This window comes from Akkermansia sp. N21116 (assembly GCF_029854705.2).
GTDB lineage: Bacteria > Verrucomicrobiota > Verrucomicrobiia > Verrucomicrobiales > Akkermansiaceae > Akkermansia.
Genome location: NZ_CP139035.1, coordinates 151,938 through 174,772 on the forward strand (window position 1 = coordinate 151,938; position 22,835 = coordinate 174,772).

Here is a 22,835-nt window from a genome sequence, read left to right on the forward strand (position 1 = left end):
CCAATCTATAAAGGAATGAACCCAACCAAATACTATGATCGAGCCTTAATATCGGCACATGCTTTACAAGGAATAACAATAAGACAAATCGATAAAAATATCGCAACATAAATCTTGGAATACGTCAAATATCGTTTGAAAATTCCTTTATTGTCCATTGATATCAGTTCGATATTTTGACGAATCAATAAATAGCGCATGGCCTTGGCCCCCCATTCTTCCAAATTGCGCTTTTGTATGTGCGGCTTATTTCCGTTGAAATTATCTAGAGCTTTAACAGACACATAATTAGTACTAATCATTTCTTTTATGTATGACCTGGTGCTAGTTGGGATTTCATTCCAATCAATAATAACTGGAGTATCATAAGTAAAATAACGACTCGCAGGAATTAACAATTTAGCGTGATCCAATTTTTTTGCCAAAATAAGTATTCGTCGTTCATCCGCTTCTTCCGTTTTATCTCTCTCCTGCTGAGCCTGTTCTTTATCAAGAACCGTCAGTGTTCCTCGATATGAGTTTTCAAAGTACCCTGGTTTAGAAAGAACTTTATCTGAGAGAGCATGAATTTTTTCAGGATTTTCTCTCATATCAACAACAAAGTTATGAAGGGATTCACAACTCTGCCAAATTAAAATACCGATATATGCTAAAAATCCACATATGAATACAATCGATAAACTAACTCTATTTTTATGCCATTTTCGGTTCCAGCAGCACCCCCATATAGTAATGAACCCATATGAAGCGAACAGGCAAACAATTAGTGCCGAAAAGCTCCATAAAATATGTTCATGAAACTGGTAATCAATTAATAATGTAATCATTTTCCGGAAGAATCAACCTTTACCGTAACGGCTATACGGCGGCACCTCGCCTTGTATTCATCTAATGATTCCCCAGAATTCTGTTTAGGCAAACCAAATTCGCCGGCAGAAAAACACTGAAATTCGACACGTTTACAATCGTCGGCTGCAAGACCGTTATGCCTTTCTAGTTCATTCTGTAGCAAAATCTCAATAATTTTAGCAATGAACTTGGCTCGACGCATCCCCAGGTCATTGTTATTCTTATATTCACCATCCATGTCTGTATAACCAATAATATCAACAGTTATTTTACCCGTTGGATGATCTTTCAGCATATCAACGATTCCTTTCATGTGCTTACGTGCATCTCCTACCCCCGAATCGAACCCTGTTATAACTTTTTTCAGTAGCGCGGATCTGGCGATATCCCACTGTTCTTCATTTTTAAAAGCTTTATCATCGCCATAAACCTTGCGAAAATCATTCTTGCTACTGACTGAATCAATCTGAGAGTACGTTGGTCGAGCAACCTCGAACTTCACTTCACTTTCCCCCAGCATAGAGTTGACAATATCAAACTGTCCGCCAGTGATACTTTCCGCCAATTTTTTCATAGCGGAAACCACAAGATCGGGAGTTTTTATCATGATAGTTTTGCCCTCTGTGGCTTCCACAAACATTTCCAAAGCCCTTTTGAACTGTTCATCCACAAAGACCAATGTCCCATCCCCTGAAGGCCTCAAGTTCTTCACCTGAACCCAGCATTTCTTGGCATCTTCCTGATCAATCGGCAAATCACCAAAAATATTCCTGTATTGACTTAAAATATTCTTATAGTGATCTCTCTCGTTTTCACATTGTGCCAATTGAGAAACAGGAACCATATCCGATTTACTCAATTCCATTATTCGCTCTTCTGCTTTGGCAAGTTCAAACTCCCTCTCCTGTAAAAGTTTCTCTAGCTCTTCTTTAGTAAGAATTTTTTTACCAATACCAGGTTGCAGGCGAGCACCTATTGTCTTAAGCTTCATGTCCTCTCTCAAGCTTTCAAAACTTCCTTTTCCCTCCATCCCTGGCATTTCTTTTATTTTCACCAGTTCACCGAAAGATAAAATAGCTTTTTCATAATTATCTGTATTTATTTCAACATTGTCGTCAAGAGCCACGCTGTCCCCCATGCGTCCACTTTCATATAGCTCTTTTAAGTCCTGCGAAGCACGATATAACTTCATTGCCAATACAGGCTTTCGCACATTGTCGTCTTCGTCATCTGAACGACGATAATAGCCTTGTTTATTGATCAGGCGTAAAAGCGCGGATGCTTCCTGTTCGATTAGAATATCCTGCATATTCTGCATCTCATGCTGGTTGGTAGCATTTTTTGCCCTATATGTTCCGAAGGCTACCATTACGATAACAAACAAGACTAAGAACATATCACTAAAGCCGGGCCAAAAGTTGACCGTTTCTTTCGTTTGAAAATCTTCGTCTTCCATAGAATTGCAGAGAAGTTTAGCAATTTGTTATCAACCCCAAGGCCACCAACGCCGTTTCTGTGGAACAGACTGAGAAGGTTCCTCTTGAGCTCGCAAAACCGGAGGCTCCTCTTGAGCTCGCGAAACCGAAGGCTCCTCTTGAGCTCGTAAAACCGGAGGCTCCTCTTGAGCTCTCGAAACCAGAGGCTCCTCTTGAGCTCGTAAAACCGGAGGCTCCTCTTGAGCTCGCGAAACCGGAGGTTCTGCATGTGGAGGTATAACAGGAAACGGCAACGTTGCTTCGGTGACTAGTACTCTCTCTTGACTAGTATGATAAAATTTCATTAAATAACGACAAGAATCTTCCATCTTTCTCCGAATATCAACCATAGAGGAGTTCATTTCTTCGCGTAACTCCTTTGATTCTCGAGTCAAGTTATTAGGAAGCTCAACCAAGCTTTGCATATTCGAATCAATCGCACGAATATTCATGGCAAAATTGGTACTGGAATCACGGATTTCCACAATAGAATCTCTAATTGCCACAAAATCCTCTTCAATCGTCTGAATAGATGTAGCCAGTTTTTCACCGTAATCTACCATAGAATTCCCAGCTTTAATAATATTACTGGATGCCTCCTTAAATGTCCCTTCCAGTGCTCCCATGGAAGAACTGGCATTGGCAAAGTGAGTTTCAAATTTTTTGGCTGACCCATTGACTATTTCAAGGGTATCCTTCAGCGAAGACAAATCTTGCTGCACACCGGAAACTGTCTGCCCTAGGGTCTGTGCAATCTCTACATTATTTATTGCATTACTCTTTACCAGCGTCACAAGAGAAGCAAGAACGTCAGCAAACTCTCCATTCTCACAACGGAGATTTGATAGAGCACTCACAATATCGCTTACGGTAGTTGCCAGATTTACCTGATTGTTGTGCATGTCAGCAATCTTTGACACGGCATCTTTCTGCATATCAGTCAAGTCAGACAGAGTGCCCTTTAATAAATCAAAAGATTCATTTTGTTTTACTGTGTTGATATTCAAGTAAGAAATGGTTTCCGTCATTTTCAGAGCACTGTTTCGCATTTCTCTACTACTTTCCATATAAAGATCACGGGTTTGGACCCAGGTCTCCATATTGTCCTGAACAGATTGGATCAATCTGCCATAGCCATCCACCAGACCAAAAAGACTTTTCTGCGTTTCTGCCAGTTTTGTAACTGTCAAATCGAGCGTAGTCTTGGAATCTAATAACGGAATGTAATTTGATATTGTGACATTATCAAGTCTATCCAGAAATTTTCTGAAATCCTGCATATACCATGCCCTCATAAAAACAAGAACCACAGTACATGATACGGCCCAAAGACTTGGCTTTAATGCCACAGTCAACTTATTAATGATATCTCCTGAAAAATCAAGGCCATGAATCCCTAAAAGGGACCCCGCAATACCACAAATGATAAGAACAGATATAATCGTACGTGACTTTGAAGAATAGGGCCGTGCAAATTCTGATCGCTGAGTCATACTATGCAATTCCGTCAGAGTAGGGATACGATGGTTTTTTTCCCCTCTGAGAAGTGCTTGGATACGCAGAGTAGTATGGTCGAGAAAATCCTTTTCGAAAACCTCTTCCTGGATAGCCAGTTCTTTCATTTCAGCATATGAAAGTTCAGTCTTCTCTTTCAGACTAACACCTTCTTCACGCGTACGTCGTATTCCTTGTTTGGTCGATAGCAACCCATTTAAAAATAAGCATATGATTACCAAAGAAGCCCAGTCTGCAAGTTGCCCCTGAAAAGGAAGTAAATCCGAAAGGGTGGGCGAGACATCAGCCAAAATTAATATCATATTCATATAAAAAAATAGAATTTGCTATTAAGATTAATTATATGTACGAGTCCCTTTACGCCATATAAGAAATACTTCTGCACGCCGATTCATCTTCTTGCCATCTTCTGCCTTATTGGAACCCACTGGCATGCGACTACCGCTACCAAAGTTGGTACAGGGAATGGTCTTTTCATACCCGTCTTCAGAGTGACAGGGAATTTTACCGCCAACAATAAATTCACGATTCTCATTAGTAATAGAATTGCCCTCAATGAGATTCATGCAGGCAACGGAACGCTGAACGGATAGTGTGTTATTCCAGGAATCCTGTCCTGTGCTGTCGGCATGGCCGACAAAAAGCACACAACACGCTCCATTGAAGTTTGTCGTATATTGCTTGATATCGGCACGGATAGTTGTAGCCATTTCTTGGAAGTTGGCACCTTTTTCATCTTCTACAAAAGCTTGCGTAGATTTTTTCAAGGTCTCGGATGCCTTATCTCCTTCATTGGTTCTAAAAAGAGCTCTGTATCCCATCATAACCCCTACGATTTCTGTATCAGAATCGGCATAACCAAAAGCATCTTTATCAAGCCTTTTCATTGCCTGAATCACCTTCTCTGTTTCTATATCCTCATCTGTAAGCATTCTGGGAGCATACGGGCGGGGAAACAGTCCCACAAGGCCTCCACTCTTGAGAACAAACTGTCCCTCGGCTTCTTCATTACTGAGCATAAAGTCCATGAAGTGCTTGATGCGACGAGAAGGAGTTTTCCCGGTCGTGCTAGCATAAATTCTATAAGTCAATGGGTAATATCCCATCCGTATATTGTCATCTGTCGGTTTGAAGAATCGAGTAGATATAACATCCTTATTATGGTTAGTGCGAATGGCAACGGAATCATCAATGGTTGATGGAGTCAGTTTATTCTTGTTTTCAGCTCCAATCACATTGTGGTAAGTGCACAAGCTGATAGTATCAGCGGCCTGAACAGTAGTTGTATCACCTTCCTTGAAATCGCCTTCACGAGCCTCCAGAAACTTGAAAATCTCATTATTTTTCACGAGGACAGGCACTGCATCAAGAGCACTCATACTGTAATGACGAGGATTAGCAGGGAATTTTTCCTGCTGCAAAACGATACCCTGTTCAGAAGAGAAGAAGACGAGAGCATCATAAGCAACCAGAGAGCCTTCCCCCATTTTGGTCGGGCTCAAATAGAGGTCAACGGGAGAGCCTCCTATTTTTTTCAAGGATTTTTCATTGCAAACAATGATCCGCAAAGCTTTTTTGTCTTTTTGACTACTGTCTTCATGTGCAATTTCCACATAGTGATTACCCTTGAAGAGAGAAATCTTTACATCCTTTGCTGACAAGCCGAAACCACCCTGTTTCACAGCCCATTTTTTAACGACATCCAGTAGAATGTTTTGATAGTCACCCGGCGCGCCAAACACATAGTCAGAATTTTCTACAGGAAACGGAGGGGCAGGAGGCTCATGAAGCTGCAGGTTGCAATAATTTTTGGCCTCCATATCAATAAAATGGGCCTGATAGCTATAAGGAGTAAAACTAAAATTCCGATCCTCAAGAGCATCCTTTACCCGTTGTAACTTCACATCGGCTGCACTCCCTTTCAAAGCATTGGCATTTACGGGGAATTTGGGGGTTTGAGGGATCTCATCATACGGCATCCACATTGCAATGTTACGATTAATGGCCATCATGATGCCGTCTCTCAACTTATTATGGGTAGATCTGCAAGAATCAATCCTGTCCAGGACACCGCCTTCATTACTATCTCCCCCGCACAACTTGAATAAAAGATCAACCCAGTCAGAGCCAAGATTGCCCCCTACATCTTCCTTGTGAGTATCAATGATACTCTTCGCCTGAAGAATATCGGCGCGTTTCTGGCGCATATTGGATCGGGGATTAAGATGACTGATTTCATTATCGAGCCATGCCATGTAGTCAAAGCTTTCAGCATCTTTTCCATGAACCAGTTTTCCCTCTCTAAGAGAATTCTGTATACCCCTAAGTTCCTCATTAAATCGTACGCTATCCTCAATCAATTTTTGATAAAGAGGCAACAATCTTGATTCTGCATCCTGCTTCAAGGATACGTCACGTTCTTTGCAAAAATCAGGGGTATCCTCGTATTCCTTTCTAGATATTTCGACTGCAGACAGGAGTTGTTCCTGTTCTTTGGCATGAGCTCTTTTCAGATCTTCAAAGAGGAGTATGTGCTGATTCAAACGTTCAGCAAGGTCAGCATTTGTCGTGGTAAAAGCACCTGGCAGATTTTCCACTTGAGCACGCGCATATCTGGCAGTCAACTCCTGATTCCATCGATCACACTCGGTATTCACCCCCTCGATTAAATTATCTATGTTACGAGAATCCTTCATACTTCCGAAATAGGTACGCCAATCGTCATGCCTGGGATCATCCGGAGTAGAAAAAACAACCCATAGTATGATTGCAGATATAACTGCTATAAATATACGAAAAAACAGTTTCTGCTGAGGATTCATAGATAAAAAAATTGATTACAGGGGCACGATAAAACCTCATCCCCTCTTCTTCGTGCAAAAAAAGGGGGAATGAGGTTGATGAATTGCTAAGTTACGAAACGAGATTGAGTTTCTTCAAGCTATCGAGAAAATTGTTGTAGCCCTTTTGAGCCTGAAGCTTGCTCGGTTCATCAGAAGCGCTCTCTACCAGTTGACGGGCCTTATCCAATAACTTTCGAGCCTGGACAAAACGTTTCGTTTCGTCCAAAGCAACAATTTTCTTCAATGCATCCTGGACAAGAGTCTTAATTTCAATTGTGTCTTCCATGGACACGTTATTCAAATACTCCTCTTCTGTACGATATAGACCATTAGGAAGCTGGTTCAAAATTTTTGTTTCCGTCCCCATATGCCCTTCTATATAAACATTTCTGACAATAATATGCTGCCCCAACTGATTTTGTTTATGAGTAATAATACAAGTGTTATCAGGGTCACCACATGTCAACAAATGAGCTTGCCAATAAGCATCAAGCGCAAAACCTTTTTGTTCTTCTCCCGGATCGTATATGAGCTGAGGCCGCATATCTCTCTCACCACTGGGATCGATATTCACAAAGTACTTCGCCTTGGCATTCTTGACCGCATCTTGGTAATCATAAGTCTTCGCCAAATATTTTACTGCATTAACAAAACGAGCCGGCATCCAGTACTGCATATACATAAGACAAATTTCGTACTGATAACAGCTCCTATACGTAGCATAATTATTCTGTATATTCAGATCATTAGGTCTAGCTGCACTAAATAGAGATTCTAGCGTCGTCCTGAAATTCCCATCATCAGGAATACCTAGACTCATGCAGCCTAAGGGTGGAGGAGTTGGAATTTGCGTTTGAATACCGGGCGAGGAAGTAATGGCTGAGCTGGATACCATTGCGTCCATAAAGACCTTAATATCGGACTGTAGCATTTGCGGATTGGCAATATGACGAGCTTCTAACCGATCTACCAGTGAACCATAGAGAACAGGATGTTTTTTCAGCTTGATATTATTTTCTATCGCCAGATCATGGAGCCTTACAGCAGCGTCCCAAATAGACTTCCCATCTATTTCTGCATCTTCCAAGGCATTGCGAAGATTGTTCAACGCGTTGACGTTGGACACAGCTTCATACATGTTCTTTGCAGAATTCTTCCACATCGCATCGAAAAAGGCCATTTCGGAATCCAATTCTCCTCTAAAGTTCAATATTTCCTTATGGATATTTGTTAGATCCTGATAATTGAACTCATACTTGACAAAAATATCATCTTTCAGATTTTGCAGAGTACTATTGGAATCCTTCAATCTAGCACTAATCTTTTCCTCCCATGTGACGAACTCATCAACAGTCTGTTCGGCATATTTCACCAACTTGTCAAGCATCTGGTTTACCGCTTCGTATAACTTAAAAGATACTCCGCGCATACCGCTTTCCAGTTTACTCTTAAAGAGGGCAAGACAATCCTCTCCATGTGCTGACAGCAGAGAACCAGCCTTGCCAAGAACAGAGGATAAAATGGTAATCTTTACCCATTGTTCGCTATTACGGTTCTCCAAAGACTTTTTCAATTTCTTCTGTCTGTCAAGAGCGCAATCCAGGCGATTCTTTTCTTCTTCGACCTTATTATTAAAGTCTTTTTTTGCCAGAGCCAGAGAATTAACCATATCAACGAGACCATTTTGACTAATAGCCTCTCCCGAAAGAGCCAAAAGACTATCCTTGATATTATCGCAAAGAATCGCAACCTGTTGTTCCTGAACCTTCAGGAAGTCGTTTAAGGACGACAAAGGCGGCTGACCATCAATTTGAGGGATGACTCCATTATCCAAAATAGAATCAAACTCACGAACAAGTTCATCAAGAGAAGAGTCTTTCCAGCCTTTGCTCTTATATTTGTCTATAATTTTTTTAAAAGCGATTTCTACATCCTTTTCATATTTTCCTTTATCGCTTGCCGTTGCGTCTACACTGGTTCCATCAGTAATGATCTTGTAAAGAGTATCCGCCTGTTTTCTTGTGATATCCGAGCGTTTGCAGTACCCACACCCTGTTACCCAGTGCTGATACAGCCACCTATTAAGCAACTGGGAATAAGTAAAATAATAAAGATTTTCCTTACATTCTTCTACTGGCACTTTCCATCGTTTTACACAGGACACGGAGAAGCGATAGGATCGTTCAGGACAAATGAATGAGGGTTCCCAAGGGCTATTGACAACGACATCTTCTCCTGAGATAGAATCTTTCATTTGAATATTAAGTTCTCCCGAATCCATCGCATAAACGCGATTAAAGCAGATTTCCGCCATGTGTCTGATTTGCGCATCCAACTCTACATTGACGTTGGATCCGGCAACATCACAACTAATGACAACTTGATTAATCCCATTTACTCCGTCGGCTTTCGAGAGTGTTTTTTTCTGTTCGGTAAGCAAGGCCAGATCAGGCTCATACTTCCCAACATTGATTGCATTTAAATCACGCAACGCAGCATACTGATTGGGATAAAAGAATTCCGTCTTACGGGGATTTTTAGCATGCTCACCGGCAATGTACAAGTATAGATAAATCGGATAATTCTGTTTGTTGCTAAAACGGTTACGAATATAACTCACCACGTCTACAATAGTTCCTGATCCGGTACCGCCCCCCAAAGTAGCAAAAATATGGAAAGTGCAACTGGCCTGAACTGCTCCTGCACCATCGCCAAACCTGGCAACAGCACCATCAATCGCTTGAACAATATGTGAGCCATTGGCAGCGCCAAGTAAACGGCCAAAACGACGCATCTGACCAGCACCATCAATTGCAGTATTGCCCGCCAATGCTTCTTTCACAAAACCAATCCCATCCAACCAAGGTTGGACATGAGTAGAAGCAGCCAAGGTGGATAATGGAGGCAAATTGCTAGAGGAAATATTTACGATCTGATTGGGCATCAAACCTACCTCCTTACCCATGGAACGCCACATTCCTACTTCATTCGGAATATTGGAGTCAATAATCAGATAATCAAATTTGGATTTAGGATTTCCATCATCAGGATTTGTAAGCTCCTTGTATTGAGGTGCACGTGTAACAGAAAGTCGACGGAGGGCAGCAATGGACTTCACTCCTTGACCGCCAAGACCAATAAAAAGGTTATTACTCATGATATGATATAAACGTAAAATTAAACTTAGTTCTCATTTTTCGCCTTGATATCGGCGCAGGCCATATACGCGACATAAGCGCAAAGAACAGCCAGCAAGACCCAGAAGAGAGCAAAGGCCATATCGGCCGTATTTAGCCTGGCACTACGCGCCTTATTGTAGCTTTCCTTTGTCGCGCCATCGAATTTTTTCAAAATTTCTTCATGAATGGGTTCCAGCTTGCCGGACATACTCACAGGTAGTTTGAGATTATTATCTACCCCACCAAAAATATTCACCAGCTCAGTAACATTGTTTCCTCCATTCACGGAAGCTGAGTCAAAAATACCTTTAATTAAAAATGAAAGGGCAGGAACTGTTGAAGAAAGGCTAGATTCCAGCTTTTCATCTGCTGTACTCAACATTTCACGAGAGAGAATACTAACAAGCCCAGAAACTGGTAAGGCATCGTCAACAGGCTGGTTTTCAAGATTTTTGACTCCTCCATCCTCTAGGTCAATAATCTTCTTTTCCCCATCAATACGGTAAGCTTTAGCTGCTGGATTTGCACTAAGTTTTTCGAGTGTACGCAAGCGCAGAGAACCATCTTCATCCTTACAAATTTCCTTCACCTTTTTAGTGAATTCATTATTTAAGGTAGCAAGATCATTTCTGATGCCGCTTCCTGACAAATGGCAACCGTTACTTCCGTAATAGAGTAAACCGCTGAGTACCACACATACGGAAAGCATGGCAGTCACGACAACATTCGCCAAAGAGCGGAAAAGGTTCCACTTTTTATTCCAGCAAATACCCCATAACTGACCAATTACGAAGAATGAAACTGCAAAAAGTACTACTGCAAGTACTACTGACAGCACTATTTCCCCGCTACTAAAAGGAACAGTCAGAAACTGTTCCAACATATTATTATCGTTCATCAATTTAACTATTTTAATTTGAGAATTTATTTATCGTTGAATATAACCTTTCTTCCTCCACATATTCCACAGTCTTTACCACTCGGATTTACTTTTAATTCGCCATTACTTTGGTGATACCATTTACAATTTTTGTTATGAATCTTCCCTGTTGAATCAGTTACCCAAAATTCCTGATTTTTATGATCCGTTCTTATGACTTCGCTTTGCGAAGTTCTTCTAAATTGCCATGGCGGAACTGCTTTTGGGATGCTCCAGATTCCTATTTTTTCTGTTCGTGCTTTTTGTTCGGCATCTCTTAAATCATAATCACGGGGGGCATAAGTATAATACCACCATGCCAACCCTTTCTTTATCATTTCTAAATTTACATATAATTTATCATGATAGATTTTACCAATAATTCTTCCATATTGGTCATATTTTTCATATTCTACGGTAACTTTTTTTGCGTAAATCATGTCAGAAATAGCTTTTTTCGCACTTTGTCCAAAATCCTGTTTTCGTTCCGGACAATCAATTCCGTATAATCTTATTTTGTATTCCGTATTGTTACAATCTAACACTTTAATCGTATCTCCATCGGTTATTGATACGACCTCACCAATCATAGTTTTACCAAAACATACAGACGACAAAATCAACAAGAACAGTATACAATTTCCTATAGCAGCAAACATATTAATAACTTTTGCTTGATTCTCGTTTTTACGGTCACCTTGACTCTATCAAACAGTTGTACAACAACTTCCAAAATTTAGACATCTTTTGTTTCTGGGATGTATACAGGATTACCAATCCTGCACTCATGCAATGAGTACTAGATGGTAAAAAACGCTGTGACGCTATTCACTGGAAAATTAGAATTTTTCCCACTTGCCACAAATATTATTAATTATCAAAAAGTTACAGTAACACTAAAAAAATAAATTTTAGGCTTGATGCAGGATTGGTAATCCTATGCTTCTATCTCTCTCATGATAGCTCCAATTGAAACATCCCTAGAAAAAATCCAAGCTGCAGAACAGCTACTCAAACAGACGGGAATCTCTATCCTCGAAGCAGCAACCCTCGTTTATAATATTCATTCGACCAAAGGGCGTAGCTCTTTCAAAACTATGCAGAAGTGTGTCTTTCTGGGGATGAAAACATTAGAGCGCGAGACCAGGACCGTGACCTTCTCAGAAGCAGTCGAAGAAACATTGCGAAGCAAAAAACATTTACGACCCACATCGTTGCGAGATATCCAATACTTTTCTCGTAGAATGATGCTCAAAATTCCGGGATTAGAGCATCAAAAGGTTCGATATATTAACTACGAATTTTGCCGTGATATCATAGAGAAATCTTTCTACACTCCCCGACAACGATTTAAAGCTAGAGCAATCCTCAGTGGAATAATGTCCACTGCCTATAAACGAGGATGGAGCCAAGAAAACCCTGTCTTGCGTATTGATTTGCCTCCTATTCAAGAGAAAGAAATACAACCTTTGAATGATGATGAAATTAAATCCTTACTCTATCATGCTAAAACGATGTTTGACCAGTCATGCCTTCCTGCTATAGGCCTTATGTTATATGCTGGTATTCGTCCGCATGAATTAGAACGCCTCCAATGGAAAGATATCAAGCTATCCTCCGGAACAATACTGATTCGTCCTTCACACAGTAAGACAGGAGGAGGGAGAGCTGTTTCCATACAACCTATCTTGAAAAATATCCTAAAGGATTGTTTGCCTGCCTCTCCTGAATCAACTGTATGCCCTCAAGGTTGGAGACGTAAATGGTCGAGCATTCATCGCGCAGCCGGCTGGGATGGAGTCAAAAAAACTTGGCAAGCCGACACTCTGCGCCATACCTTTGCCAGTTATCATGCAAGCTATTATCGTAATCTACATGAGCTCCAAATGGAAATGGGACACACTACTCTGCGCCTCTTACAATATCGATATTTGAATATGAACAATATCTCCAGACAATCAGCAAAAAGATTCTGGTTTACAGATCCAACTTCTTTTCAAGTATTCTAAATCAATTCCAATCAACCATCGCATTTATGATCTTGGTAGGCCCGGGGGGAATCGAACCCTCATCTTCGGTACCGGAAACCGACGTCCTATCCATTGAACGACGAGCCCACGAAAGCACAAAAGCGATGCGAGTACCATAAAAATTAGGAGATCCGGTGCAAGACTTTTCAACGCCATCGCTCAAAATGAATTGGCAAACGAAGAATCCATGCGCAGGAGCGATGCCGTTCTCTTTTCATCGTATAGAACTCCTCAATGAGACCATGAAGGTTCGTATTACGGAAGGTGCCGGCTGCGGTATCACGCATGTTCTTACAGTAATTCTTTCCCAAACGGATGAAGGAATTCCCGGCAACGTATGAGATGGCTCCCGGCACAAGTCTACCTCAGATTCAACTTTTATCTCCGGCCATCAATGGGGCTTGCCTGTCATCCCCCTCCTGTGATTCTATAAGTGCCATATGAAGTTCTCTGAAAAGCTTGCCTCACGCATCCGCGACACTCGCTCCGCCCTGTGCGTCGGTCTCGACCCGCGTCCCGAATCGGACGGAGTCGGACAAATTCCCTCTTTCCTTCGCCAAGTCATTGAAGAAACAGCCCCCTATACCGCTGCCTTCAAACCCAATATCGCCTATTTCGAAGCCATGGGGCTGGCCGGACTTGAAATGCTGGAATCCCTGCTGGCCGATATGCCTCGGGAAATCCCCATCGTCCTCGACGTCAAGCGCGGCGATATTGGAGAAACCCAGAAATATTACGCCCAGGCCTATTTCGAACGCCTGAATGTCGATGCCGTCACCCTCAGCCCCTTCATGGGATACGACACTCTTGCCCCCTTTCTCGACTACGAAGGCAAGGGCGTCTATCTCCTTACTGTCACATCCAACCCCGGTTCCGCCGATATTGAACGCCAACAGCTGGCAGATGGCCGTAAAGTCTATGAACTTGTCGGCGACATGGTGAGCCGTTCGATTGCCGAAGGTCGCAAAACCGATGTCGGCATGGTGGTTGGCCTCACGAACGCCGACAGCGAAATCCTTACCCGGACGCCGGATGCCCCGCTGTTGATTCCCGGCCTCGGCGCCCAGGGAGGCGATCTCTCCAGCCTCACAGGAGCCGGTCGTACGGCACCTCCTCTGATCAATGTCTCCCGCGGTATTCTTTACCGGGATATGGATAAGAGCTTCGCCCAAAAAGCAGCCTCCTACGCTGAAGACATCCGCAAAGCACTCGGGTACTAATCGTCCCCCCGAGAAAGCATTCTTGACTCTAGAGTTAAGTTACTTGCAAAAACACCCGGTTTACATTTCCCGAAATATGGTAGGATAGCTCCAGTTGCTCGAAACAGGCAACCTCATCCTCTCACTCGGATACAGAATTCATGAAGAACATGTTCCCCAGCCTCTCCTGTTCCCAAGAAGTCCTACGGGCTTCACTGGGCATGGGCATGTCCGAACCGATTCCGGCCCGGTTTGAAGAACTGCCTGTACAGCATCATCCATAACAATCGAATACCATATTCAAATAAACTCTGGGCCGGACATTGCAGATGCGATGTCCGGCCTTTTTTTCAACTATGAAAAAAACATGATGGACAACGTTAAAATATTTACTGACAACGTCGACGGACTGGCGAAGAAACAAATTGCCAGACTGGGACAGGTTCCTGCGTTCACGAACAGCAAGATCCGTATCATGCCCGATGTTCACGCCGGAGTCGGATGCGTCATCGGTTTTACGGCCAATCTAGGCGACAAGGTGATTCCCAACATCGTCGGAGTCGATATCGGCTGCGGCATGTATACTGTCCGCCTCGGGAAGAAACTACCCGATTTTTCGGAACTCGACCGCATTATTCGCGAACGGGTTCCTTCGGGAAGCGACACTCATGAGAATCAAAAGGTCGGTTTTCCTGAATTCGATGGTCTGAAGTGTCTTGACTCTTTGCACTACCAGGAGAGGCTGCTCAAGAGTCTGGGAACCCTGGGTGGAGGCAATCACTTTATCGAATTGGATGTCGCCGGGGACGGTACTGCCTATCTGGTAATCCATACGGGAAGCCGCAACCTCGGCAAGCAGGTGGCGGATCTTTATCAGAACGAGGCTATCGAACGCCATAGAGCTTCCTATAGAACAACCGACACATGCCTTAAAATAATCGAAGAATACAGGGCAAACGGCCGCCAGTCCGAAATCCAGACTGCGATCGCACGCATCAAGAGGGAAGCTGAAGAACTCCACCCCGATATTCCCCCCGAACTCTGTTATCTGGAAGGTGAAGCCCGCGAACGTTACCTGCACGACATGCGCATCTGCCAGCATTTTGCTACGGTTAATCGCGAAATTATCGCCCGTGAAATTATAGAAGGCCTGCATTTGGCTCCGGAAGATGCATTCCACACCATCCACAACTACATCGACCACGATTCCGGAATCGTCCGCAAAGGCGCCATTTCCGCCCGTAAGAATGAACGCCTCCTCATCCCCATCAACATGAGAGACGGCGCCATCCTCGGAACCGGCAAAGGCAATGATGACTGGAACCAGTCCGCACCGCATGGTGCCGGTCGCATCATGAGCCGTACCGTGGCGCGGAAGACACTCGACATCGACGATTTCCGCACATCCATGAAGGGTATCTATTCTACCTCCATCTCGGAAGAGACCCTGGACGAGGCCCCCATGGTATACAAGGGAATCGAGGAAATCCTCGGACTGATCGGCGATACGGTCGATGTCCGGGACATCATCCGGCCCGTGTACAATTTCAAGGCCCAGGAGAGCGGAACTCCTTTTTGGAAAAAGGAGAGAAAATGACGACGTCACCGCGCGGGAAGTCCCATGACATTCCCTTCCTTGACCCGGTGTAGCGGCTTTGTTACACTCCCCGCGCAGTGCATCCCATTCTCTATCATACAGCCAGAAAGTGTCTCTTCCGCCTCAATGCGGAAACCGCCCATGAAGTAACTCTGGTCGGATTGCGCATCGCAGAAAAACTGGGTATCCTGGCCACTCTCGCTGGAGAATTCCCGGAAGATCCCGTTGAAATTCTAGGGTTGAAATTCCCCAATCGCGTCGGTTTGGCTGCCGGAATGGATAAGGAAGCCGACACAATCGACGCTTTCGGCAGACTTGGTTTCGGATTTGTGGAAGTCGGCACACTGACGCCGCGCCCCCAACCGGGCAACGACAAACCCCGCCTGTTCCGTCTCATTCCAAACCGTGCTATTATTAACCGCATGGGATTCAATAACTCCGGCATCGACTCCGGCGTTGAACACGTTAAAAAAGCCGAATACAAAGGGGTCATCGGCATCAACATCGGCAAGAACAAAATCACACCCAATGAAGACGCCGCCATGGATTACCTTGCCTGTCTGAGTGCGGCCTGGCCAGTCGCCGACTACATTGCCGTCAATTTTTCCTCTCCGAACACACCAGGCCTGCGCGATCTGCAACAGGCGGATTCCGCAGCAAGCCTCCTGGCCTCCCTCAAGGCAGAAGCATCCAACCTCTGCCAGGAAACGGGGCGCAACGTTCCTCTCTTCATGAAAGTGGCACCTGATCTGACGGACAGTCAAATCACGGAACTCAGCCACGTGTTCCTTGATGAAGGTCTGGACGGACTCATCGCCACCAATACCACACTCGCACGCACCGGAGTAGAAGAACACCGCTGGAGCAACCAGGCAGGAGGCCTTTCCGGCGCGCCTCTCACCCGCCGTTCCACGGAAGTCATCCAGGCTTTTGCCGCTGAACTCGGAGGAAAGATACCGATCATCGGCGTAGGAGGTATTATGTGTGCCCAAGATGCCGTCGATAAGATCAAGGCCGGAGCCAGTCTCGTCCAGCTCTACACGGGGTTCGTCTACAACGGTCCCCCCCTGATCGTCGATTGTGTCCGGGCCATGCGCGAACAATGTCCGGTAATGACAGCCCACTAACGGTCAGCCAGCCATGGGAACAACTCTGGAAAACTCGTTCGTCCACTTGCACGTCCATACGGAATTCTCCCTTCTGGACGGTCTCATTCTGACGAATGAAATGTGCAATTTCTGTTCCGAATCCGGCATGCCGGCCATTGCCATGACGGATCATGGCAACATGTTCGGCACCATTGAGTTTTACCAAAATGCCACCAAGGCGAAGATCAAACCCATCATCGGCTGTGAAATCTATCTGGCGCCCTTCTCCCTCCAGGATAAAAAACGCTATCCCGGACGCCGCAATGCGACCCATCTGGTACTTCTTGCCGAAAATGACCTCGGCTATCACAACCTCGCCAAAATTGTCACGCGCGGCAATCTGGAAGGCATGTATTACAAGCCTCGCGTCGATTTGGAAACCCTGGAGGAATTTCACGAAGGCATTATCTGCCTGAGCGGTTGCGTCGCCGGCCCCATCAACGAATGGCTTCTACTGGACGACTACCAGAAGGCCAGTGAAATGACGGCTCGCCTTGCCGGTATTTTCGGCAAGGACAATTTCTTCATCGAACTTCAGGATCACGGTATTGCCGAGGAAAAAAAGGTCTTCCCTCAACTCATCAAACTCGCACGGGAGCACAACCTTCCGATCGTCGCTACCAACGACGCACACTTCCTGACACGGGACGACCACGAAGCACATGATGTTCATATCTGCATCGGCATGGGTAAAATGCTCGCGGATCCCACTCGCATGCGCTATTCTCCGGAAGTCTATCTCAAATCCCCTGAAGAAATGAGGGAACTCTTCAAGGATTATCCCGAAGCCTGCGACAACACTCTCCGTATCGCCGAACGCTGCAACGTTACGATCAAACTGGATTCCACCGCCACGGATAAGTATCCTCAGTTCGCCACTCCGGACGGTTCCCCCCGGGAAGAATACCTCCGCAAGGTCTGCGAGGAAGGTCTTGTCATGCGCTACGGTCAGGAACGCGTAGACAACGACCCCGTCCTGAAGGAACGTCTCGACTACGAACTGGGTATTATTAATTCTCTCCGTTTTGCTTCCTACTTCCTCATTACCGCCGACTTCATCAACTGGGCCAAGGAACACGATATCCCCGTGGGACCGGGCCGCGGTTCCGCCGCCGGTTCTATCGTAGCCTATGCGATGAAGATCACGGATATCGACCCTCTCCGCTTCGGTTTGATCTTTGAACGCTTCCTGAATCCGGAACGAGTCAGTCCTCCCGACGTCGATATCGACTTCTGCCAGGCACGGCGCCAGGAAGTCATCGAATACGTTCGCCGAAAGTACGGAGAACGTTCCGTCTCCAATATCATCACCTATGGCACCATGGGCGCCAAGTCGGTCATCCGCGACGTAGCTCGCGTCATGGATATCCCGTACGGCGAGGCAGACCGCATTTCCAAAATCATCGAACCCGGTCCGGGAGTCACCCTCAAGAAGGAATACGAAAGCAAGGAAGAGCTGCGGGCCCTGATCGAAAGTAACGAAACCTACATGGAACTCTGGAAATATGCCACCCGGCTGGAAGGCAAGGTGCGCAATGTCGGCGTCCATGCAGCCGGTGTCGTCATCGGCGACTGTCCCCTTGACGAACACGTCCCGCTGACGCGGGATAATGAAGGAGGCGTCGTCACTCAATACGACATGGGAGCCGTTACCGAGGTTGGTCTGCTGAAGATGGACTTCCTCGGCCTCAAAACTATGACGATGATCAACGACTGCGTCAAATACATCCGCATGGTCGAAGATCCCGAATTCGACATCTACAAGGTTCCCCTCGACGACAAACCTACTCTCGACCTCCTCAACCGAGGTGATACGATGGGCGTCTTCCAGCTTGAATCGAGCGGATTCGTCGAAACTTGTAAACGCTACGGCATCCAGAAGATTGAGGATATCATCGACCTCCTGGCATTGTACCGCCCCGGCGCCATGCAGTTCATGGACGACATGATCAACGTCAAGAAAGGCGTCAAGGAGGCGGAATATGAACACCCTCTCCTTGAAAAGGTCTGTTCGGAAACATACGGCATCATGATCTACCAGGAACAAGTTCAGAATGCCGCCAAACTCCTCGCTGGCTACACGCTCGGGGGCGCTGACCTTCTCCGCCGAGCCATGGGTAAAAAAGACCCGGCAAAAATGGCGAAAGAACGAGCACACTTCATCGAAGGCTGCGAAAAAACCAATGGGATCGAACCCGAACTGGCCGGCAAGATCTTCGACAAGATTGAAAAATTCGCCGGATACGGTTTCAACAAATCGCATTCGGCCTGTTACGGACACATCTCCTACTGGACGGCCTACCTAAAAGCCAACCACCCCGTCGAATTCATTGCAGGATTGCTGTCCAACGAAATGAATAACACGGACAAACTGGGAGTCTTCATTACGGAAGCCAACAAAATGGGCATAGAGGTCCTTCCACCCAATATCAACCATTCCCAGATCAAGTTCGCCCCGGAACAACTGCCCTCCGGCAAATGGGCCGTACGTTACGGTCTGGCCGCCATCAAAAATGTCGGGGGCGGAGCCATGGAACAGCTAATTGAGGAGCGTAGCCAGAACGGTCCCTTTCAAAGTATGGAGGACGTCTGCAACCGATTGGACTCCAAAAGCGTCAACAAGAAAATTCTGGAATCCCTCATCCGAGCAGGCGCCCTGGACTGGACACACGAGCCGCGCCGCGCCCTTTTCGACCGGGTGGATCTAGCCTTGAGCGGAGCCTCCTCCCTGCATAAAGACCGCGCCATCGGCCAGGGTTCCCTGTTCGACATGGCTTTCGAAGCACCGCCCCCCGCAAAAAAACAAATCCTGGCAGACTGGCCCAAGACACAAAAGATGACCGATGAAAAAGAACTCCTCGGCTACTACTTTTGCGGGCATCCCCTGGATTCCATGCGCGGCGTCATCGACGCCGACCGCTATACGAAAATCGGACTTCTGGACGACCTCGAAACCGAAGACTTGCAGAGGTCCCACCAAATGGCCGGTATGGTTCGGGCTCTCGTCCCCAAAATGAGCAAAGCCGGACGCAAGTTCGCAATCATGATGCTGGAAGACTTCACCGGAGTCACGGAAGTCCTCGTCTGGGGAGACACTTACGATAAAATGATGGCTGCCGACCCGCCTGTCGAGACAGGCGGCTTCATCAAGGCCCGCGTCCGTATCAGCCTGGATGACCGCTCCGGAAGTAAACGAGTATCCGCCAACGCAGTCATACCGATCAGCGGGCGCAAGCGTTCCCTCAGCGACTCCGGCCCATTGAACGTCATTATGTCCCCCACTCGCCACGATTACGGCGATCTGGAAAACCTCCGGGACATCCTCACGCGCTACCCCGGTTCTTCCCCCGTCATTCTGACCGTCAAAGACACCCTCGGACACCTGGCCCAACTGGAACTCGGGGAACGCTTCCGCATCCGTAAATGTCCGGAACTGGATGCCGAACTCTCTATCTACAATTAACCGCTCCGCCTGCCATGTCTCCGTTCGCCTGCGGCAACATGATGGATTCCCTGCCGGACTTTCCTTTGTCAGACGAAGTGTTCACGACTCTTTGTCCAATCGGCAAGGGAAAGATAGAACGCATCGTCTCGGACGGGCAAGCATCTCCTGACGGATTCTGGTACGACCAGGACGAGGACGAGTGGATCATGGTCCTGGCGGGAGAGGCCGACCTGGAGTGGGAATCCCCTCCAATTATCCAGACACTGCGCCCACTGGACTGGGTCCTTATCCCGGCCCATACGCGCCACCGGGTATCCCGAACTCTTCCGCAAACTATCTGGCTAGCCGTCTGGGGAGAAAAAAGCGTTCCGGATACCGACCAATTTCCCGGAGATGACAAGGAGCCTGTCATTCAGTCGTGACAAGAAGGAGGGCTTTTGTTAAGGAGGAGCCGTAAACCCATGAAATTCCAAGGCCTTTATACTGCACTCGTAACTCCCTTTCGCGACGGCCGGGTCGATGAACCCGCTTTCGAAGCTCTCATTGAATCCCAAGTAGCTGCAGGCGTCGCAGGCATTGTTCCCGTAGGAACAACCGGAGAATCCCCCACCCTGTCCGTAACGGAACATCTGGAAGTCATCGATTCCGCCGTCCGCTATGCTGCCGGCCGTGTCCAGGTCATTGCCGGAGCCGGAGCCAACAGCACGACAGAAGCCATCGAACTGGTTAAGGAAGCGGAAAGCGTCGGAGTCGACGGAACTTTACAGGTCTGTCCCTATTACAACAAACCTTCCCAGGAAGGCGTCTATCGCCACTTCCGTACCATTGCCGAAGCATCCGAACTTCCCATGATGCTCTACAGTATCCCGGGGCGTTGCGGTATTGAAATCGCCGTCGAAACTGTAGCCCGCCTGGCCCGCGACTGCAAAAACATCCTTGCTGTTAAAGAAGCAGGCGGCAGCGTCGACCGCGTCAACCAGCTCATCCAGGCAGTACCGGATGGTTTTTCCATTCTCTGCGGAGACGACGGACTTTGCCTTCCCTTTATGTCTTGCGGAGCCTTGGGACTCGTCTCCGTGACATCAAATCTCGTCCCAGCCGCCATGAACAAACTGGTCAATGCCTGCTTGGAAGGCAACTACGGAGAAGCACTCTCCCTCCAGAAAAAGTACTACCCGTTGATGAAGACCCTGATGACTCTCGATGGCAACCCTGTTACCATCAAGGCAGCCATGGCCATCAAAGGCAGCATGACGGGTGAAATCCGCCTGCCTCTCGTTGAGCTGTCAGAGGACAAAAAGAAGATCCTCTCCGGCGTACTCTCCCAGTTCGAACTCAACTAATCCTCTCATGTTATCCATCCTCGTTACCGGCCTTACCGGCCGAATGGGTCAGGCAGTCAAAGCCGCCGTCGAACAAAATCCGGACACCCGTGTCGGCGGAACGCATGACATCGGCCAGGAATTGTCCGATTCTCTGCCTTCCTGCGATGCTATCATCGACTTTTCCCATCACACTTTTACCACGTGCATGCTGGAAAAAGCAGTCGCCTTCGGCAAAAACGTCGTCATCGGCACAACGGCTCACACGCCGGAAGAACGTGCCGCCATCGTGGAAGCGTCCAAGAAAATCCCGGTCGTGTTCGCCTCCAATTTTTCTGTCGGCGTCAACACTCTGTTCTGGTTGACCCGCAAGGCAGCCGGCATCCTCCAGGACGGCTTTGACATGGAAATTGTGGAAATGCATCACCACAACAAAATCGACGCTCCCTCCGGCACCGCCCGATCCCTCGCTGAAATCCTCTGTGACGTTACGGGAATGGACTATGAAAAAGACGTTTCCCATGGCCGCTTGGGCAACATCGGAGCCCGTCCGGAGCGGGAAATTGGCATGCATTCCCTGCGCGGGGGCGATGTGGTCGGAGACCATACAGTCATCTTTGCCGGCGACGGAGAACGCCTGGAACTGACGCATAAGGCCTCCAGCCGCATGACCTTCGCCCAGGGAGCAGTAAGGGCGGCTCTTTGGCTTCAGAACAAGCCAGCCGGTCTTTACGACATGGAAGACGTCCTGGGGCTGAAGAACATGTAATCTCTCCACCAAACTCATCATGAGAAGGGCCGGCATCGCTCTCGGCTCCAACTTGGGAGCCAAGGTAACTTCGTTGAAAACCGCACGCGACTTTTTCAGCGGAATAAATGTTCAAGGCAACTTGTTCCTTCAGTCCCGCTTGTACTCAACGGCTCCTGTCGGTTGTCCGGAAGGTTCCGAAGACTACGTCAATGCCGTTCTTGAATTCACATGGCCTGGTACGGCGGAAGAACTCCTGCTCCACTGTCAAGACATTGAACAAAAGCTGGGCAGGGTACGTTCCCACGTTCGCAATGAACCCCGTACCGCCGATGTCGATATCATCTATCTGGGGGATCTGCTCATCGCATCTCCATCCCTCACCATCCCCCACCCCAGGGTGCACTGTCGCAAATTTGTCCTTTGTCCGCTGGCGGATATCCGGCCCGACCTCATCCTGCCGGGACAGGTTCTCACCGTCGTGGATTTACTCAACAATCTGGATACCGACGAGCCAGCCCCCATCCCCATGCAGGATACCTGGTAAAGAACACTATACCAATAAT

Annotated in this window: 17 protein-coding genes and 1 tRNA gene; 10 read left to right on the forward strand and 8 right to left on the reverse strand. The window is 46.8% G+C overall.

The window, feature by feature from the left end; genetic code table 11:
• Positions 1-32: 32 nt before the first annotated feature.
• The 7 genes from QET93_RS00565 to QET93_RS00595 all read right to left on the reverse strand — a co-directional run bounded on the left by QET93_RS00565 (position 33) and on the right by QET93_RS00595 (position 11,439).
• Complete coding sequence (locus QET93_RS00565; RefSeq protein WP_322190034.1) at positions 33-827, reverse strand: hypothetical protein; 795 nt, start codon at positions 825-827, stop codon at positions 33-35.
• The gene (locus QET93_RS00570; protein ID WP_280132617.1) at positions 824-2,305 is read right to left on the reverse strand and encodes a hypothetical protein; all 1,482 of its coding nucleotides are present in this window, start codon (positions 2,303-2,305) and stop codon (positions 824-826) included. The genes QET93_RS00565 and QET93_RS00570 overlap by 4 nt, the downstream gene beginning before the upstream one ends.
• Before the next feature lie 30 nt (positions 2,306-2,335).
• Complete coding sequence (locus QET93_RS00575) at positions 2,336-4,147, reverse strand: hypothetical protein (RefSeq protein WP_322190035.1); 1,812 nt, start codon at positions 4,145-4,147, stop codon at positions 2,336-2,338.
• A gap of 27 nt (positions 4,148-4,174) precedes the next feature.
• Complete coding sequence (locus QET93_RS00580; protein ID WP_280132618.1) at positions 4,175-6,535, reverse strand: hypothetical protein; 2,361 nt, start codon at positions 6,533-6,535, stop codon at positions 4,175-4,177.
• Between the two features lie 217 nt (positions 6,536-6,752).
• Positions 6,753-9,839 (reverse strand): tubulin-like doman-containing protein, encoded by a 3,087-nt coding sequence (locus tag QET93_RS00585; protein WP_280132619.1) that lies wholly within the window; start codon positions 9,837-9,839, stop codon positions 6,753-6,755.
• 26 nt (positions 9,840-9,865) lie between these two features.
• Complete coding sequence (locus QET93_RS00590; RefSeq protein WP_280132620.1) at positions 9,866-10,759, reverse strand: hypothetical protein; 894 nt, start codon at positions 10,757-10,759, stop codon at positions 9,866-9,868.
• Between the two features lie 26 nt (positions 10,760-10,785).
• A complete protein-coding gene (locus QET93_RS00595) occupies positions 10,786-11,439 on the reverse strand; it encodes a thermonuclease family protein (protein ID WP_322190036.1) in 654 nt (217 codons plus the stop codon).
• Between the two features lie 297 nt (positions 11,440-11,736).
• Here QET93_RS00595 and QET93_RS00600 point away from each other — a divergent pair, with 297 nt between their 5' ends.
• The gene (locus QET93_RS00600; RefSeq protein WP_280132622.1) at positions 11,737-12,789 is read left to right on the forward strand and encodes a tyrosine-type recombinase/integrase; all 1,053 of its coding nucleotides are present in this window, start codon (positions 11,737-11,739) and stop codon (positions 12,787-12,789) included.
• Positions 12,790-12,822: 33 nt separating this feature from the next.
• Here QET93_RS00600 and QET93_RS00605 read toward each other — a convergent pair.
• Positions 12,823-12,897 (reverse strand) — tRNA-Arg (locus QET93_RS00605).
• Positions 12,898-13,250: 353 nt separating this feature from the next.
• Between QET93_RS00605 and pyrF the strand changes: the two genes are divergently transcribed.
• The 9 genes from pyrF to folK all read left to right on the forward strand — a co-directional run bounded on the left by pyrF (position 13,251) and on the right by folK (position 22,816).
• Entirely contained in the window at positions 13,251-14,030 is a 780-nt protein-coding gene (gene pyrF / locus QET93_RS00610; RefSeq protein ID WP_280132623.1) for an orotidine-5'-phosphate decarboxylase, read from the forward strand.
• Positions 14,031-14,170: 140 nt separating this feature from the next.
• Positions 14,171-14,293, forward strand: coding sequence for a hypothetical protein (locus tag QET93_RS00615; protein WP_280126692.1), 123 nt, complete (start codon positions 14,171-14,173; stop codon positions 14,291-14,293).
• An 83-nt stretch (positions 14,294-14,376) separates the two neighbouring features.
• The gene (locus QET93_RS00620; RefSeq protein WP_280132624.1) at positions 14,377-15,606 is read left to right on the forward strand and encodes an RtcB family protein; all 1,230 of its coding nucleotides are present in this window, start codon (positions 14,377-14,379) and stop codon (positions 15,604-15,606) included.
• 77 nt (positions 15,607-15,683) lie between these two features.
• Positions 15,684-16,733, forward strand: a complete 1,050-nt coding sequence (locus QET93_RS00625; protein ID WP_280126690.1) for a quinone-dependent dihydroorotate dehydrogenase — start codon at positions 15,684-15,686, stop codon at positions 16,731-16,733.
• A 13-nt stretch (positions 16,734-16,746) separates the two neighbouring features.
• The gene (gene dnaE, locus QET93_RS00630; RefSeq protein WP_280132625.1) at positions 16,747-20,217 is read left to right on the forward strand and encodes a DNA polymerase III subunit alpha; all 3,471 of its coding nucleotides are present in this window, start codon (positions 16,747-16,749) and stop codon (positions 20,215-20,217) included.
• A gap of 14 nt (positions 20,218-20,231) precedes the next feature.
• Positions 20,232-20,621 (forward strand): hypothetical protein, encoded by a 390-nt coding sequence (locus tag QET93_RS00635; RefSeq protein ID WP_280126688.1) that lies wholly within the window; start codon positions 20,232-20,234, stop codon positions 20,619-20,621.
• Positions 20,622-20,660: 39 nt separating this feature from the next.
• On the forward strand, positions 20,661-21,542 hold the full coding sequence (dapA, locus tag QET93_RS00640; protein WP_280126687.1) for a 4-hydroxy-tetrahydrodipicolinate synthase: 882 nt from the start codon (positions 20,661-20,663) through the stop codon (positions 21,540-21,542).
• Positions 21,543-21,549: 7 nt separating this feature from the next.
• Complete coding sequence (dapB, locus tag QET93_RS00645; RefSeq protein ID WP_280126686.1) at positions 21,550-22,290, forward strand: 4-hydroxy-tetrahydrodipicolinate reductase; 741 nt, start codon at positions 21,550-21,552, stop codon at positions 22,288-22,290.
• Positions 22,291-22,309: 19 nt separating this feature from the next.
• Entirely contained in the window at positions 22,310-22,816 is a 507-nt protein-coding gene (folK, locus tag QET93_RS00650; protein WP_280132626.1) for a 2-amino-4-hydroxy-6-hydroxymethyldihydropteridine diphosphokinase, read from the forward strand.
• Positions 22,817-22,835: the final 19 nt, after the last annotated feature.

What these genes read in the sequence shown, in the direction of transcription:
- QET93_RS00565 (WP_322190034.1), bottom strand. Translation starts at nt 827, where the DNA reads ATGATTACATTATTAATTGATTACCAGTTTCATGAACATATTTTATGG.
- QET93_RS00570 (WP_280132617.1), bottom strand. Translation starts at nt 2,305, where the DNA reads ATGGAAGACGAAGATTTTCAAACGAAAGAAACGGTCAACTTTTGGCCC.
- QET93_RS00575 (WP_322190035.1), bottom strand. Translation starts at nt 4,147, where the DNA reads ATGAATATGATATTAATTTTGGCTGATGTCTCGCCCACCCTTTCGGAT.
- QET93_RS00580 (WP_280132618.1), bottom strand. Translation starts at nt 6,535, where the DNA reads ATGAAGGATTCTCGTAACATAGATAATTTAATCGAGGGGGTGAATACC.
- QET93_RS00585 (WP_280132619.1), bottom strand. Translation starts at nt 9,839, where the DNA reads ATGAGTAATAACCTTTTTATTGGTCTTGGCGGTCAAGGAGTGAAGTCC.
- QET93_RS00590 (WP_280132620.1), bottom strand. Translation starts at nt 10,759, where the DNA reads ATGAACGATAATAATATGTTGGAACAGTTTCTGACTGTTCCTTTTAGT.
- QET93_RS00595 (WP_322190036.1), bottom strand. Translation starts at nt 11,439, where the DNA reads ATGTTTGCTGCTATAGGAAATTGTATACTGTTCTTGTTGATTTTGTCG.
- QET93_RS00600 (WP_280132622.1), top strand. Translation starts at nt 11,737, where the DNA reads ATGATAGCTCCAATTGAAACATCCCTAGAAAAAATCCAAGCTGCAGAA.
- pyrF (WP_280132623.1), top strand. Translation starts at nt 13,251, where the DNA reads ATGAAGTTCTCTGAAAAGCTTGCCTCACGCATCCGCGACACTCGCTCC.
- QET93_RS00615 (WP_280126692.1), top strand. Translation starts at nt 14,171, where the DNA reads ATGAAGAACATGTTCCCCAGCCTCTCCTGTTCCCAAGAAGTCCTACGG.
- QET93_RS00620 (WP_280132624.1), top strand. Translation starts at nt 14,377, where the DNA reads ATGATGGACAACGTTAAAATATTTACTGACAACGTCGACGGACTGGCG.
- dnaE (WP_280132625.1), top strand. Translation starts at nt 16,747, where the DNA reads ATGGGAACAACTCTGGAAAACTCGTTCGTCCACTTGCACGTCCATACG.
- QET93_RS00635 (WP_280126688.1), top strand. Translation starts at nt 20,232, where the DNA reads ATGTCTCCGTTCGCCTGCGGCAACATGATGGATTCCCTGCCGGACTTT.
- dapA (WP_280126687.1), top strand. Translation starts at nt 20,661, where the DNA reads ATGAAATTCCAAGGCCTTTATACTGCACTCGTAACTCCCTTTCGCGAC.
- dapB (WP_280126686.1), top strand. Translation starts at nt 21,550, where the DNA reads ATGTTATCCATCCTCGTTACCGGCCTTACCGGCCGAATGGGTCAGGCA.
- folK (WP_280132626.1), top strand. Translation starts at nt 22,310, where the DNA reads ATGAGAAGGGCCGGCATCGCTCTCGGCTCCAACTTGGGAGCCAAGGTA.